This window comes from Spirosoma horti (assembly GCF_054776595.1).
The window spans coordinates 409,559-424,991 of record NZ_BAAHBQ010000001.1 but is presented as its reverse complement, the minus strand read 5'-3'; the positions used below and the strand labels follow the sequence as shown (position 1 = coordinate 424,991).

12 protein-coding genes are annotated in these 15,433 nt (G+C 49.5%); 3 read left to right on the top strand and 9 right to left on the bottom strand.

Annotation, left to right across the window (positions count from 1 at the left end; translation table 11 throughout):
- Nucleotides 1–16: 16 nt before the first annotated feature.
- From ACYVAM_RS01830 to ACYVAM_RS01800, 7 genes are all read right to left on the bottom strand, one after another.
- Complete coding sequence (locus ACYVAM_RS01830) at nucleotides 17–1,168, bottom strand: glycosyltransferase family 4 protein (RefSeq protein WP_461063334.1); 1,152 nt, start codon at nucleotides 1,166–1,168, stop codon at nucleotides 17–19.
- On the bottom strand, nucleotides 1,152–2,618 hold the full coding sequence (locus ACYVAM_RS01825) for an O-antigen ligase family protein (RefSeq protein ID WP_461063332.1): 1,467 nt from the start codon (nucleotides 2,616–2,618) through the stop codon (nucleotides 1,152–1,154). Before ACYVAM_RS01825 ends, ACYVAM_RS01830 begins: the two co-directional genes overlap by 17 nt.
- 30 nt (nucleotides 2,619–2,648) lie before the next feature.
- On the bottom strand, nucleotides 2,649–3,878 hold the full coding sequence (locus tag ACYVAM_RS01820; RefSeq protein WP_461063330.1) for a glycosyltransferase family 2 protein: 1,230 nt from the start codon (nucleotides 3,876–3,878) through the stop codon (nucleotides 2,649–2,651).
- A 14-nt stretch (nucleotides 3,879–3,892) separates the two neighbouring features.
- Complete coding sequence (locus ACYVAM_RS01815) at nucleotides 3,893–4,822, bottom strand: glycosyltransferase family 2 protein (protein ID WP_461063328.1); 930 nt, start codon at nucleotides 4,820–4,822, stop codon at nucleotides 3,893–3,895.
- The gene (locus tag ACYVAM_RS01810) at nucleotides 4,801–5,973 is read right to left on the bottom strand and encodes a sugar transferase (protein WP_461063326.1); all 1,173 of its coding nucleotides are present in this window, start codon (nucleotides 5,971–5,973) and stop codon (nucleotides 4,801–4,803) included. The genes ACYVAM_RS01815 and ACYVAM_RS01810 overlap by 22 nt, the downstream gene beginning before the upstream one ends.
- Before the next feature lie 10 nt (nucleotides 5,974–5,983).
- Nucleotides 5,984–6,136, bottom strand: a complete 153-nt coding sequence (locus tag ACYVAM_RS01805) for a hypothetical protein (protein WP_461063324.1) — start codon at nucleotides 6,134–6,136, stop codon at nucleotides 5,984–5,986.
- A gap of 69 nt (nucleotides 6,137–6,205) precedes the next feature.
- Nucleotides 6,206–6,703, bottom strand: a complete 498-nt coding sequence (locus ACYVAM_RS01800; RefSeq protein WP_461063322.1) for a response regulator — start codon at nucleotides 6,701–6,703, stop codon at nucleotides 6,206–6,208.
- A gap of 623 nt (nucleotides 6,704–7,326) precedes the next feature.
- Here ACYVAM_RS01800 and ACYVAM_RS01795 point away from each other — a divergent pair.
- Both ACYVAM_RS01795 and ACYVAM_RS01790 read left to right on the top strand, forming a co-directional pair.
- Nucleotides 7,327–9,936, top strand: a complete 2,610-nt coding sequence (locus tag ACYVAM_RS01795) for a hypothetical protein (protein WP_461063320.1) — start codon at nucleotides 7,327–7,329, stop codon at nucleotides 9,934–9,936.
- Between the two features lie 404 nt (nucleotides 9,937–10,340).
- The gene (locus ACYVAM_RS01790; protein ID WP_461063318.1) at nucleotides 10,341–12,809 is read left to right on the top strand and encodes an ABC transporter permease; all 2,469 of its coding nucleotides are present in this window, start codon (nucleotides 10,341–10,343) and stop codon (nucleotides 12,807–12,809) included.
- 185 nt (nucleotides 12,810–12,994) lie between these two features.
- Here the strand turns inward: ACYVAM_RS01790 and ACYVAM_RS01785 are convergent, their stop codons facing one another.
- Nucleotides 12,995–13,174: a hypothetical protein gene (locus ACYVAM_RS01785; protein WP_461063317.1), complete on the bottom strand. Its 180-nt coding sequence runs from the start codon at nucleotides 13,172–13,174 to the stop codon at nucleotides 12,995–12,997.
- Between the two features lie 38 nt (nucleotides 13,175–13,212).
- Here ACYVAM_RS01785 and ACYVAM_RS01780 point away from each other — a divergent pair, with 38 nt between their 5' ends.
- Nucleotides 13,213–14,301, top strand: coding sequence for a serine hydrolase domain-containing protein (locus tag ACYVAM_RS01780; protein ID WP_461063315.1), 1,089 nt, complete (start codon nucleotides 13,213–13,215; stop codon nucleotides 14,299–14,301).
- A gap of 261 nt (nucleotides 14,302–14,562) precedes the next feature.
- On the opposite strand, the gene ACYVAM_RS01775 is transcribed toward ACYVAM_RS01780, so the two are convergent.
- On the bottom strand, nucleotides 14,563–15,432 hold the full coding sequence (locus tag ACYVAM_RS01775; protein ID WP_461063313.1) for an oxidoreductase: 870 nt from the start codon (nucleotides 15,430–15,432) through the stop codon (nucleotides 14,563–14,565).
- Nucleotide 15,433: the final 1 nt, after the last annotated feature.

The window sequence follows — 15,433 nt, the reverse complement described above, 5'->3', positions numbered from 1 at the left end:
AAGCTAACGAAAGAATTTAATAAGCCACGGGTACAGCATGCATATTTATGGTCTCTTCGTATACACCAAGTAACTTATTTGCGGCAGCCTGCCAGGAGAACAACGCGGCTCTCGCCAGTCCTTTCGTTCGAAGATCAGCGCGGAGGCCGGGTTGTTGAATGAGGTAACTAAGGTTAAGGGCCATTGCCTCGACCGATGTAGGATCAACCAGTAAAGCGGCATTTCCGGCCACTTCGGGCATGGACGACGTTGACGAGGTCAGAACAGGCGTGCCGCAGGCCATAGCTTCCAGAATGGGTAGGCCGAAACTTTCCCGAAGCGATGGGCACAGGAAAATCGTAGCCGCATTATAGACCAACGGCAGAATGGTATTGGGTATATAGCCGCACAGAATGATATTCTCGGTGAGCACTTGGCCGTCAATTTCTGTCAGGATAGCGTTTAGCGAAGCCGCCGTAAGATTCGATATAACAACCGGCAGCGTAAGCTGGCCCTGTTTCTTCAAGAGTAGCAAGGATTTCAATACACCGTGTACGTTTTTCTTGGGGTCGGTGTTGCCCAGAAAAAAGATAAATTCTTTCGGCAGGTTATACTCGACCCGAACGGCCGCGAGCTGATCGCGGTCATTGATGAGCCGAAACTTGTCGCTTACGCCATTCCAGATGGTGACGACCTGATTTGGGTCCAGCTTCAAATGGTCAATAATTCGTTGCCGTTCAAAATCAGATACGGTGATAATCCGATCACATTTATTAACGATCTGGGGTACGTTCCACCGGCGGTATTGATTCCCGAATCGCTGGTACCAGCTCCCGCGCAGCAACGGCTGGTTTTCCAGGAAAATAATGTCGTGAAGCGTCAATACCAGCGGTACTGGCGCATGAAGAGGGGCTGTATTAGCTGTACAGTGCAGTAAATCAAGGCCATACTGTTTGGCCGCTTTGGGTAATGCATATTGTTCCCAGATAGGGTAGGGCCCTCCGTCTAATTCCACCAACTCGACATTGGGTGAGTCAGGTAGCCCCGTCCGGTCGGTATCGGGTTTCACAAAAATGACGAACTCGTTTTGGTCCGAGGCTGACAGCGCCCGGATTGTTTCCAAAGCTACGATGTCCATACCGTGCTTGTGTGGCCTTAGGAGCCGTTGTGCTTCAATTCCGATCCGCATAGTGTGGTAAGGGCTTAGGGGTATCCCAACGGGTACAGGTGGTGAATAAGACTGAGTTGATGAAAATGATCGTGCTGGTTGGGAATTGGCCCAGAATGGGGTTGGTGTAGCTCACAACGGCTATACCGATAAACTCGGCCAGCAAGGCAATCATCAGGGTACTAAGCGTACGGTCATTCAACTGCCAGATTTTATAAATACCGAGCAGGATAATGCCCGCCAGCATGATCAGATAGAGCGTAAGGCCGACAACGCCCGTCTCGATCCAAAGCTGAACATACCAGCTATCGGTTGGGATCTGGGCTGCAAAATGGTTGGGAGAAAATCGGTTACCAGCCCCCGATGACGTACCAATGCCGGCTCCGAAGGGTCTGCTTTTTAGAAAATTGCGCAGTTTCTGCTGATTTTCCAGCCGAACCAAAAAAGACGCATCTTCGGTTGGGCGAAGGGCCGTACGAATACGAAAGATCTGATAGTTTGAGTCACCGATCGAGGTAAACATCAGGATACCCAGTATGGGTGCCGCAATCATAAACCCCCGAATAATATTCAATGGATTTCGGCTCAGGAAAAGATAGGCCGGAAAGCCTGCCAGCAAAACGAACAGAGCGCCCCGGGTACCTGAAACGGCAAATCCCCAGAACAGAATGAAGGCCAGGACCAGGTACACGATTCGAAGTAGCCAGGATTTTCCTTCGAAGAAGAGAATCAGGCAGACCAGCGTTACGCCCGCCATCTCGGACCCAAACTGACCGGCGTCGGAATAAAAAGAGAAACTCCGGAGTTGGCCCCATAAAATGTGGGTCCGGGCACCACCTTCGGCCAGCCACCGGAGCTCGGCACCTGCCAGACCGATGTACTGCTGTTTAAAGCCCCACAAGGCGGCAAATAGGGACCAGGCTAACCAGGTGATTATGAAAATACGAATGTCTTTCCGGCTAATTGGATTGACCATCACGACAATGGCAATGAAGAACCAGCTAAGGGAAAACGAGCGAACGTTGTAGAACCAGGCCGGCCGGTAGGGCGCTTCCGGGTTGAAATACTCCAGGATGGTGTAGGTGAGCCAAACAATGAGCATCCATAAAAACGGCTGTTTCAACTGTTTCCAGTCCATTCGTTTGCCGTTCAGGAAGGTGCCTAACAGGCTGAGGACCAATAGGCCATCCAGCGCGGTGCCGAGTGGAATGGCGGGTGGGAGAAAACGGGTGAAACCGATCAGGAAGCTGACATGAACGTATAGGAACAAGCCAATTTTAGGCTCAATCAGAACGCCCAGTAATAAGGCTATACCAACGGGTAAACCCACGAACATGGCACCGCCGAGCATGCCATAGGTGCCAACCAGCCAACCGGCCAGCAAAGCCGACAATATGCCAAGCACGTAGATAAGCCAGGGGCTTTCGCGCCATTGCTCAGTTATTGAAAGAGGACGGTTCGTGAGATCCATCAGTATATAAATAGTTGTCTTTACTGAAAATTAGCTAGCTCGCCTTGACTTTTCCCAAACGCCGGACAGGTTGCCATGACAAAAGCGGGCAAATCCGGCCAGCACACACCAGTTCATGAACACAAAATAGAAAGGTACAAACGTCAGCTTGAAACGAGTCTGGCGATTCTCCAGTCCGTAACCAACCGTTGCAATCAGGTAAAAGACCACCTGACAACCGAATAAAAACAACCAGAACGATCGCGTAAACAGGCCTTTGTCCGGCCCGTCAGGCTGCGTGAGCAAAATTCCGTTGAGTAGCAAAAGCAGGGGGAGGCAGAAAGGCGTGACGGCCCACCGCAATACCCGATGCGATACGTACTGAAAACTTAGCCAGCCGTACTTGAAAATATTAAGAAGCTCCACCAGTCGCTTGATTGCCTGAAAGCCACCCGTCGCAATCCGGACCTTCCGCTTCATTTCTTCGGCGACCGAATGCGATGGCCGTTCGAGGGCGTAGGCGTCCGGCACATAATCGACCCGGTAGCCACGCCCGGCAATACGCAGCGAAATGATAAAATCATCCAGCAGCGTATCGGCTTCTACGGGCTCATAAAGTCTTGTCCGAATGGCAAACAATTCACCGGCGGCCCCCACGATCGTATGCAACTGGGCATCGAGCTTTTTCAGGAACGACTCATACCGCCAATAGAGGCCTTCGCCACTCCCGGCTGCGGCTTCTTCACCCTGAAGACTGATTCGTTTTTCGCCGGTTACGGCACCTACCGTCTCGTTGTCGAAGCGTTTGGTCAACCGGCTCACCGCTTCCGGATTCAGTTCTGTATTGGCATCGGTAAAAATTGTGATCGGTGTGTTTACCAGGCGCATCGCCTTGTTCATAGCGGCAATCTTACCCAGACGTTGTGCGCCTGAAAGGATGGTCAGGTTGGGTACGTCGAGCATCCGTTTCTCCAGATATTCGACCGATCCATCCGTGGAGCCTTCCACGACAAACAGAAAATGCAGCTGTTGTGCCGGGTAATCCTGACGTAAACAGTTCTGTAGTTTCTGCGGTAGGTAATCCAACTCATTATAAGCCGGAACGACCATCGTCACGTCGGGCCACTGAGCAGTTGCGACAACCTCTTCCACTGGCTTCGACTGGCCTGCCCCTAGTTTAACCAATACCCAGGCAACCAGGCCGTAGCCCAGATAGGTATAGAAAACCAGGAAGGTGAGCAGACAGAATGTCCAGCCAATCAAATAGTGAAAGAGTGTCATACAAATTTCATACGCTAAACGGGTGATACGCTGGTCGAGCTGAAGTTCCAGAACGTACCCCTCAAAAATGCTTTGGCATGCGTTAACTGGCCGTTAAGTAAGTACGATGCCATGTGCTTGGGCAAAATACAAAAGCCAAAAAACGCGTAAAAAACTACCCGCTGGAAAACAGAGCAATGGCGTCGCATAAACAAAATCCGGTTACGCGTCAGGTAGTAGGTTTTGAGGGGGCTGTGCTGCCCAACAGACATTGACTCTTTATGTAGAATCGACGCAGCAGGTTGATAATAAATAAGATAGCCCGCGTTTCGAATCCGTTGCGACCAGTCCAGCTCTTCGTAGTATAAGAAGAACCGTTCGGCAAAGCGACCAACCTGCTCAACAACCGTTCGACTGATCATCATGGCGCAGCCGTGGGCGAAGTTGGTGGCATGAGGCTCGTCGAACTGGCCAGTATCGACCTGATTAGAGCCAATGGCGGTTGCCGTGCCGGTATACATATTGATGGGGCTGTAGCCCGCATATTGTAGCAGTTGAGGAGATTCGTAGAACCTGATCTTTGGACAAACGACGCCTATTTCAGGATGCCCGGCAAAGGGTTTGAGCAGCTCGTCAAGAATGGTCGGGGATAGTTCGGTATCGTTGTTGACAATGAAGAAGTAATCGCCCTTCGCTTCCTGCATGCCCAGGTTATTACCACCCGTGAAGCCTAAATTGACCTCAGATCGAATGTACCGCAGATGTGGGTACTGGTTAACGTCCACTGTATTGGCAAACGGCTCTACCGATCCATTGTCAACAACAATAATTTCGTAGGTTGGGTAAGTCAGCTCCTTCGCTGAATCCAGAAACTGACGGGTTACTTCAGCCTGGTTGTAGTTGATGGTGATGATCGAGACGAGAGCCGACTCGTCGGTGTCGACTACACGTTCTCTTTTTGCCATAAACTGAATAGTGTCTGCCAGATGATCAATGCATCTGTTTTAAACGAAAATGTAGAAGAATATTCAATGTCGAGTAACGTCCGTTCCTTATCGGACATGGGTCCCTGGCCTTTGCCACGCTTTTTCACCTGCCAAAGACCCGTCAGACCGGCGGGCCCTGCAAATCGCCTGGCAAACTCGTCGGAGGTAAGTTTTTCGGCCTCATACAGAGGGAGAGGGCGATTACCGACTAACGACATATCGCCCACCAGAATATTGAACAATTGGGGAAGTTCATCGATGCTGCTGTTGCGCAGAAAGGTGCCAATGCGTGTAATGCGGGGATCATTGCGGAACTTCATGAATTTCGCCTTGCCCTGGGTTTCCTGCAAATAATGCTTTTCGCAAATGTGGCGATCATGATCAAATAACAATTTCTGGCAGGGAACGCCATCGGCCTCGCACACACTGCACGACAACGATCCATTGCTTGATGAATCTGTTTTGTGGTCTGCTTTGTCGTAGATATTGTTTGAGGCAAGTTGCCCCAGCAGTTGATCCGCTTCTACTTTCATGGTTCGGAACTTATACATGTTGAACACATGAAAATTGGCGCCGGCCCGTTTTGATCGATAAATGACCGGCCCTTTTGAGTCGAGAACAATAACGACCGCAACGACCAGCAGGATGGGCGACAACAGGAACAGAACGGTGAACGAAACGCTAATGTCGAGGAAGCGTTTCCACCAGGGCAGTCTGAACTGAGCCGGAATAGCCATCGGACTGGCGTTATCGAATGTCCGGATCTGATCGCTGAGGGAGAGGTAGTAGCTGATTTTGGTCTGAATTCGGTAATTATCTTCATTGATAGCCAGCAGGTCAGTAACCCCTGCGGCCAGCGTAGCTTGTTCTAAAGGACTTTCGCCCAAACGGGAAACGAGAAGAAAAGGGACTAATCGATAATCTTGTTTGCTTCGAACTAAACTCACCATCGCATCCCCGTTCGTTCTATCCGTAATGATCAGGTCGACCTGTTGATTATCTGTCAGCCATCTTTCCGATTCGATTATCTCCTTAAAGCGCACTATTGAATGACCTGAGCCAACCAGACTGGCAATCCGGTTAGCGATCAGATCGTCATCTATTACCAATAAGACATAGACTATAGACATTTTTTTGTTTTTATACGCAGGTGTTCAGGCCTGCAAAGGGATTGGCCAGATACGCTGGCATTGAGAATAACGGAGAGTAGAAAGTAGGAATAAAGAATTGAGTAGAAAGAGTGAAGTAGTCGAAAAGTCGCTGCTTATCCTGAATCTGGATCGGTTTCTGCATGCTCAATGGCATCGCGTTTGTCGATTCAACGGACTAACGGTCGGAAGCAGTCCTTGCCGTATGGTGAATTTACGATACCGCCAAGTCCCCCAGTAGCATGGAGACGATGCGTGAGCGGTGTGGCCAGGAGGTTTTGTTCTCCGACTTAAGTTGAAGAGACTGGTTATTCTGAGCTTCCTGATTCGATAAATCAGCACGCCGGAGGAGGGCATGCAGTTTGGCTTTTACTTCTAACGGATTGAATGGCTTGGAGAGGAATGCATCGACACCTTGTTCCAGACAATCAATTCGGGTCGTACTGTCCGAAACACTGGATAGGATCATAACCGGCGTTTGTGCCGTCAAGTGGCTCATACGAATCAGTTTTGTTAATTCCAATCCACTAAAGAAAGGCAGATCCAGCTCGGTAAGCACCGTATCGAAACGGTTGCCCTGGATCAATAACCGGGCTGCTTCCTGTCCTGTAGTTGCTACTGTAATCTTAAAATCTTTCGACAGAGTTTGTACAAGTATATCAACAACGTACTGATTTTCGTCTGCGATGAGGATATGGCGTTTCGTCTTCATTTAAAGTATTGATAGGAGTAGAATCTATGGGTTAGATTTGAATTTTTAGACTACGAGACCAGGAAGACGGTTACTTTACGGGCTACAAAAAAAAAGCACCCCAGGGGGTGCTATCTGCCAAATGAATATGAGCGGGTAACTATTTTATTGATCCGTTGGTAGTAAGTGTAATGGATAATCCCTTGAAATATAGTTAGTTATTTGCTTGTCTGGGCTACCGAAAACCAGGCTTGACAGCTTCTCGGAATCGGTTAATTTAGTATACTACGATGATCAAAAATTGATTAAACGGTATGTATATTTTTTGTCAAATAGGTGCTTTAATGTGATTTCAAGGGCCATTTTATAGTTTAGTCTTCGCGGGTTTCTTGTTTATTTTATATATCAAATAATATTAAATTAAATTAAAAAAGTCAAAAATGGCCAAATTGGTAACATGAGGGGCTATGAGTGGGTCTAGCCAAAATAGATGCTTTTTAAAATAATACTAACCCACAGACTTATTTGTAAAGGGCTATCAATAATAATGCCACAGTTAGCGGAGACCTTCGTTCAACAATCAGTCCTGCTAGTTATCCGTTTTGGTACAAAGCCGTATCTTTGGGCTACGTATCCGTTGATTTATGAACCAACCAACCTTTTCTCAACCGCCCCGGCGGTCCGGCTTGCGCCCTCATCTGATCGCCGTGCTGGGTCTGCTAGTGCTGGCCGTTATTTATTTCTCCCCAGTTATGTCGGGCAAAACCCTGTCGATGCATGACGTGCAGGAGGCCTCTGCATCTGCCCGGGAAATCCGGGAGATTGCCAAGGAAACGGGCATAAAGCCGCTCTGGACCGACGCCGTCTTTAGTGGCATGCCTGGCTACATGATTGACTTCAATTATCCTTATATCCTGGTCTATAAGGGAGTCATGGCCGTTGTTAATGTATTGCCCAATACCGCCAGTATTGTCTTTGTGGTCATGTTGAGTATGTACATTCTGCTCATCGTGTTAGGCTGTAACTCCTGGCTCTCGGCGCTTGGAGCGGCTGCCTATGGGCTAGGAACCTTCGGTATCGTTAGTCTCGAAGCAGGACACGTTTCCAAGTTGTTTGCCATGGCGTATGGGGCCGGTATGCTGGCCGGAATCATCCTCGCCCTACGGGGTCGCTATTGGGTTGGAGCGGCTCTGACGGGCTTTTTTATGTGTATGGAACTGGGGGCTAACCACATCCAGATTACCTATTACCTGTTCATGGCTGCCGCTCTGTATGTCGTTATTGAAGGGGTTTCGCTTATCCGTTCAGGCAAAACACGGCAATTACTACTTGGGTTAGCCACCCTGGCCGTCGTGAGTGCCGTGGCTGCCGGTAGTTTCGGAAAGCGGCTGCTCGTACTCAACCAATATACCAAAGAAACGATTCGGGGTAAATCGGAGCTAACGGCTAAAACAACCAACCCTGACGGAAAATCGCCCAGCAGTGAATCCAAAGGAGGGCTGGATAAAGATTACGCCTTTACGTATAGTTATGGCAAAGCGGAGACGCTCACCCTGCTCATTCCAAATGCTTTTGGGGGTGCATCGGGCGGAGGGCTAACCACCGGGTCCGAGTTTTACAAAGCCATGACGAGCCGGGGAGTCGATCCGGCAGCTGCGAAGCAAATGGCTGAACTTGGAGCGCCCACCTATTGGGGTGATCAGCCGATGGTGGGAGGGCCCGCCTATGCTGGGGCTGCTTTGTTGTTCCTGTTCGTGCTGGGCATGTTTGTTGTCCGCGGGTCAATTAAATGGTGGCTGTTGAGCGCAACAGCCCTGATGATCATGCTGGCCTGGGGAAAAAACCTGCTCTTCTTTAATGAATTTCTGTTCGATAACCTGCCTTACCTGAACAAGTTCAGGGCCATGACGATGGCCTTTTGTCTGGCCCAGTTGTTCATCGCGGCCGGGGCAGCGTTGGGAATTCAGCGCATTGTCAGCCAGAAACTCACGCTGGCAGAGTTGAAACAACCGCTGCTGATCAGTTTGGGTCTGACGGCTGGTTTGGCGGCCGTGCTGGCACTGATAAATGGTACGTTTTTCAGTTTCCAGGCGCCCAATGATATTCCATTCTTATCCCGCTATTTTGGTGAAGCAGCCCGGGAGTTCCAGACGGCCCTGATCAGCGACAGACAGAGTATGTTTCGGGCCGATGCCATACGGTCCGTCATTGTGATTTTGCTGGCTGCCGGGTCTATCTGGCTGTTTTTGACCAACAAAATTAAAGGTGGACTTTTCTACCCACTGATACTGGCCATTGTCGTTATTGATTTGTTTGCTGTGGACAAGCGTTTTCTGAACAGCGATGATTTTGTATCGAAAACCCAGGCCAGCGTTCTGTTTGAACCCACCTCGGCCGATCAGCAGATTTTGCAGGACAAATCCCTGGGGTATCGGGTTTTCGACCAGACGGGCTCCTTTATGGAAACCAACCGGACGTCCTATTTCCACCGCTCGATTGGGGGCTACAACACAACGCGGTTACGGCGGTATAACGAACTGATCAATTTCGCTTTTCAGAACAACACACTCAATATTCTGAACATGCTGAATGCGAAATACGTCATTCAGAATGGGCCATCCAACCCGAATGATCCACAGCAGGCACCGGCCGGTCCAATTGCGCTGCCGAATCCTGAAGTAATGGGCGCTGCCTGGTTTGTGGGTACTATTCAGCAGGTTACGAATGCCGACGAAGAAATGGCGGCCATGAAAACGCTGAATCCACGCGATTCAGCGGTTGTCGATAAACGGTTTGCGGCACAACTGGGGAATTTGCCTGCTACACTGGATCATACGGGTAGTACCATTCAACTGACGAGTTACCGTCCGGATAAGTTAATCTATGAAGCGAATGCCGCTCGTGATGGGCTGGCCATTTTCTCGGAAATCTATTACCGGGGTGAGTCCGACTGGCAGGCATTTATCGATGGCAAACCAGCGCCCCATTTGCGGGCTGACTATGTTTTACGGGCCTTACGTATCCCCGCCGGAAAGCATACGGTTGAATTTCGATTTGATCCTCCGCTAGCCCATACGGGCGATACTATCGACCTGATTTGCAATGTATTATTGATTGCGCTCATCGGGTTCGTTATCTTTCATGAAGGGCGCAGCCGAAACCGACAACCAGTGAATGAACCGGAACCTGTATTGCCCGTTGCCCCTGATGAACCCAAGCCAGTCAGCAAACCAACGAAAGCGAAAACCCGCTAATAAGCAATAAACAGCATGCGGCTGATTCCAGCGGGTAACCGCTAAAGCACGGCCGCAACAACTACGTCAATAGTAGTTGTTGCGGCTGTTTCTTTTGGCCAGCGCTCGTGATACACCACTCATCGCCAGGGCACGGTCCTGGATTGTCCAGTTGGGCTGACCCGGCACTTGGGTTTGCAACAACGCGGGTGTATGAATGGTAACGACCCATCCAAAAAATAGTAACCCCCGGCGTTATAGGCTTGAAAATCGCGCTCAAATGCGGACGTTGCCTGTCCATATTTGTCCGAAATCGTACATAGGCTACGGTGCCAATTACCCAAAGAAGCGCGTATGCAGGGATTGAAAGGCATGGTATGAAAATTGAGCCATGCTTATCGGTAAATGGTTAAACGGACCCCTGTATGTTACGAAACTATCTGAAAATAGCTATTCGGAATCTGTCTCGAAGCAAGTCGTTCTCGGCTATCAATACACTAGGCCTCTCCGTAGGCATGACCTGCTGCATGCTGTTGCTACTGTACATTCGCAGCGAGCTTTCCTTTGATAATTATCACGAACATGCTGATAATCTGTACTTGCTGGGGTCAAAGTCGACCATTGGTCAGAATGCAGGCCGGGAGGGAGCGCATGTTTCGGCACCGTATGGACCGGCGCTTAAAGCAGCGTATCCCGAAATCGTCCAGATGGCCCGGTTGTTCGAATCCGATGAAAAATCGCTGTTGCAGGTTCGTGAACCTGGTAAGCCGCTGCTGGCTTTTTACGAGACAAAAGGCTATCAGGTAGACTCTACTTTCTTCGATTTATTTACCTACCAATTTACGGAGGGTAGCCCTAAAACGGCCCTTCGGGATGTGCATTCCGTTGTGCTCTCCGAAGAAGTTGCCCACAAATTATTTGGTAATGCAAGCGCTCTGGATAAGCTTGTTCGCATTGGTGGCGATGCGGGAATGGGAGAGGAGTTTAAAGTAACCGGTGTTTACCGGGATCCGAGTGCCCACTCGCACATCGACGCTCGGTTTTTTATCCCCATTTATGCGGGCGACATGGGGAGTTTTCTGCGGAGTGGCCGACTCGATTTCGCCAACAACAATATGTTCTACACCTACGTGCGGCTTCAGTCAGCGGGTAGCGATGGAGATAAAGCAGGTGATGCCCGGCAACTGGAGAAAAAATTTCCAGCTTTCATCGAAAAATACGCCCGTGCCGATCTGAAACTGGTTGGTTTTGACAGGAGCCTTTTTCTGGTCGCCGTTCCCGACCTGCACCTGTACAGTAATTTTGAATCCGTTGTGACGCCAACCAACAGCATTCTATACCTGTATATCCTAGGTTCCATTGCTCTTTTTACCCTGCTCATTGCCTGCATCAATTTCATGAATCTGTCAACGGCACAGTCGGCCAGACGAGCGGCTGAAGTGGGCGTTCGTAAGGTGATGGGGGCTGAACAAAACGCACTGGTCAGGCAGTTTCTGGGCGAGTCGATGGTACTCACGTTGATGGCGCTGGTCATTGCGCTGGGCCTGGCCGCTGCTTTTCTTTCGTTGTTTAATCAACTCACGGGCAAGGCCTTGTCTTATCGGGAGTTGTTCCAGCCAACAAGTTTACTCGCCTTCGTCGGACTGGCCCTGGTAACGGGCTTGCTGGCCGGGAGCTACCCGGCATTCTACCTGTCGTGGTTCAACCCCGTACAGGTATTGAAAGGACGATTTGCCAACTCACTATCGGCAATAACACTGCGCCGAAGTCTGGTCGTTTTTCAATTTGTCGTGTCGGTTGGACTCGTGCTGGCGTCATTTGTCATTCAGGAACAGATGCGCTTCCTGCGCGACAAACCGCTGGGCTTTACGCAGGATCAGCAGATTGCCATACCGTTTCGCAGTAGTGAATCCCGAGCGGCCTACACGGCTTTTCGCAACGAAATTTTGTCTAACAATCAGGTTGTTGCGGCTGCTGGGACCCAGTTTTATCCCGGTATCGCTAACCTTAGCGATATGGTATTTCACCGCCCTGACCAATCCACGGAGCAGGGCCACGATATCCGAACAAACCGGGTTGATTTCGAGTACCTGCAAACGATGGGCTTCCGGCTGAAGCAGGGCCGACTATTCTCGCGGCAGTTTCCGGGCGATACGGCTAACCGGATTATTGTGAATGAAGCAACGTTACGGCAGTTTCAGATCGCTCCCAACAAAGCCATCGGTCAGCGTCTGAACTTCGACTGGCAGGGTGAAAGCACACCGTTCGAAATTGTCGGTGTGGTCAACGATTTTCATTTTGAGGATCTGCACAAAACCATTGAACCGTATGCATTTATGCTTAGCCCACGGCCCAGCTTCAACTACCTCATTGTGCATGTCAATGCGAGTGAGATGAGCCATGTGCTGAGCTTTATCGAGCAGAAATGGAAACGCATGCGCCCCGACGAGCCCTTTGAGTACACTTTCCTGAACGAGGATTTTCAGAAAAACTACCAGGCCGAAGCCCGAACGGCACGGATTGTCCGAACGTTTACGATCATCTCCATTCTGATCTCCTGTTTAGGCTTATTTGGTCTGGCCACATTTGCTGCTCAGCAACGGACTAAGGAAATAGGCGTCCGCAAAGTACTCGGAGCGTCGGTAGGGGGTATCGTTTTGCTGCTATCGAAAGATTTCCTGAAGCTAGTTCTGATTGCCATCGTCATTGCCTCGCCCCTGGCCTGGTTCGCCATGAATCGTTGGTTACAGGATTTTCAGTATAAAATTGATATTCCGTGGTGGGTTTTTATCGTGGCTGCGGTTCTGGCCGTGGTGATTGCCTTTCTCACCATCTCTTTTCAGAGTATCAAAGCCGCCCTCATGAATCCAGTGAAGTCTTTACGAGCAGAATAAGCGCTACTTCATAGACGGAAATGGTCAATCCATCTATGAAGTAGCATAATTAGTCGATTAATCGATTAAGCAGAACGGAATGGCTTTACATTTGTCGCTATAAGATTAGGTTGGTTAAAGAAGCTTGACTTTGTTGGGCTTCTTTTTTGTACAGTCAACTACGCTTTAAAAAGCACCAGAGGGCCTTACCCACCCAATAGTTTGCTGCCGGACTGCGTTACTCGTTTCATCAGCGCAGCAAACCTGCCAACTGCCTGCCCATGCGTTTGGCCAGAAAGGGATTTACCCGTGAAACCGTCTCCGCAACCCTTTCCAATCGTGAACTCGTCTCCTTTGCGCAAACCATAAAGCCCCGAAAAATACATTTACCGGCCAGGTTTATCGACCACCCAATTGAGTAGCTATGGAAATTGTTAAAAAGGTGTTCCTGACTTTTACTTTTTTTTATCAATTTTCTTATGCGCAATCCATTGCTCCCAAGCTACCCTTACTCGATAGCCTGACGCACAAAATCGAGACGAAAAGCTACCCGAATATTCATGCGGTACTCATCAGCCAAAATGGGGTCACTGTTTACCAAAAGTACGCCAATGGTTATAGCCCGGATAGTTTACACGATTCTCGATCTTCGTTCAAATCAATTGCCAGCTTGCTGACAGGTATTGCCATTGATAAAGGGTTTATTAAGAACACCGCTCAGAAAGTCTACCCTTTTTTTCCTGAATACGCCAGCTTTCAACACTGGGACAGCCAAAAAGCCCAGATGACACTCGACAATTTGCTCTCGATGAAAACCGGCTTCGATTGTGAGGAATTCAACGGGACCAATGATTGCGAAGAAGCCATGACTCAAAGCAAAGACTGGGTTAAGTTTTCGTTGGATCTGCCGCTGACTAAACATCCGGGAACATATTGGTCTTATACGTCTTCTGCACCTATGATTTTAAGCGGTGTTATCGCCAATGCGTCGAAGATGTCTATTGTAGCGTTTGCCGATAAATACCTTTTTAAGCCGCTGGGTATCAATAAGTATCGGTGGACAATGGATTCTGCTCAACATGGTATGACGGCCGGTTCATTTTTTATTCGCCCCGCTGATATGTTGAAAATAGGGCAGCTAGTGGCTAATCAGGGCAAATGGCAGGGCAAACAGATTGTGTCAAAGGAGTGGCTCGATAAGTCTACAAGAGCTGATACGGCCATCCCTAACTTTTCTTTTGTCGGCTCGTCTCGAACCAAACGGGCTCAACCACAACCAACGTACTACGGCTATTACTGGTATCGGGAACGACTGGTCACGGATTCTTTCAGGCACGAGGTCTTGTTTGCTTCAGGGAACGGAGGTCAGTATATAATGCTGATCAATGATTTACACTTAGTCGTAGTCTTTACGGGAGGAAACTATAATTCATGGAAGGCAAAACTTCCGTTTAACGCGTTGACAACATATATCATTCCTAGCTTTGCTACGAGTTCACAGCCCTCCCGATAAGGGGCCGCGTCTGGTTACCTGTCGAACAGACTTAGCCTGTTTTCCACGATGAATCGGCCTTCGGTCTTTTAATGAGCCAAGGAAACAATAACAATCGTATGAACAAATTGAGAGTAAAGAATTAAGTAGTGTCCTTCTCCAGACAATGGCCCGGAGGCTGTCTGAAAAGGCCACTACTTAAATGAATACCCTGTGCTTTATAATCCTGTTCGCGATCAATCCAGGTTTCGCTCAGGGCTAAACTTTTTGCGTAAAATCGGCTTAATGAGCGCTGCCCGTAGTTACTGACTCGGCGAAACCAGTTGCTATAGTCAGGGCTTTCCATTGCGTCATATCAGCCTGCAACGACTTGATCTTCTGAGTGGTCATATCGAAAGCATCCTGACCCAGCAATAAGTGCAGGGGTGGGTTTGGCTCACCGGCTATCTGGATTATGGCCGCTGCGGCCTTCACGGGATCACCCGGCTGGTTTCCTCTGATTTGCTCCTGGTGAACAGCTTCGGATTGCCGGACCAGCCCATAGGCTTCCAGTTGACCGGCGGGAACCAGCAATGAACCGGATGATAAAAACTCCGTTCGGAAATAACCCGGCTCTACGATAGTTACCTTTATCCCAAACGGCGCTACTTCTGCGGCCAGTGATTCTGATAGGCCTTCAACCGCGAATTTGGTGGCGCAGTAAATCCCCCAACCAGGGAAATTGCCTGTTATACCGGCAACTGAGGAGAGGTTGAAAATATGGCCGGACTGTTGGTGGCGTAACTGAGGCATAACCTGCCGGATCACATTCAGTGTTCCAAAGACATTAACCTCGAAATTTGCCCGTGCTTCCCGGTCGGTGAGTTCTTCCAGACTTCCCAGTTGACCATACCCCGCGTTATTGACTACTACGTCGATTCGCCCGAACTGGCGAAGGGTGGCCTGGATAGCCTCACCAACGCTGGTTTCATCTGTCAGATCGACGGCAAGCGGCAGAAAATCGTTGGAATCGTTGCCGACAACACGGCGTAACTCGGCAACCTGACGGGACGTTGCTGCGACCCGATGGCCCTGCCGTACTAATTGACTTACTAATTCAAGTCCCAGGCCTTTGGAGGCACCGGTGATAAACCACACTGATTGATTGTCCATA